Annotated in this window: 1 protein-coding gene; it reads left to right on the forward strand. The window is 56.9% G+C overall.

The features are described 5' to 3' along the window. A partial coding sequence (locus K5Q73_RS21475; protein WP_220766211.1) for a type VI secretion system baseplate subunit TssF occupies positions 1–432 on the forward strand: 432 nt, incomplete at both ends.

Here is a 432-nt window from a genome sequence, read left to right on the forward strand (position 1 = left end):
AGCACGACGCCGATCCTATCGATCTCAACGGCAAGCGGGTCGAATACCCGATTGTGCCCTCCAGTCGCCATCCATCTCACTTTGAAATCTTCAGTGTCGACAAGGTGCAGGGTTGGCTGGATTCCAATGAGGGCAGAATGCGCGGCCAACAGCGGATCTATTCGCCGTTTGAGAGCTTCCAACATGAAGTGGAGCGCGCCCGTAATCGCACCGCGCTTTATTACCGGATGCGGGTGCGCGACAGCATGCGCAACGACGGCCTGGATCATTGCCTCTCATTTGTGCGCAGCGATGAAACCCAGTGCCTGGACATGACAGAAGCCGTGTCGGTGACACTGACCTGCTCCAACCGGCAACTGCCGACCAAGTTGGGCAAGGGTGACATCTGCGTCGCCACAGATACATCGCCAAGCTTTGCCCGTTTCAGCAATA

Origin of the sequence: Shewanella sp. MBTL60-112-B2 (genome assembly GCF_019655055.1) — a bacterium.
Lineage (GTDB): Bacteria > Pseudomonadota > Gammaproteobacteria > Enterobacterales > Shewanellaceae > Shewanella.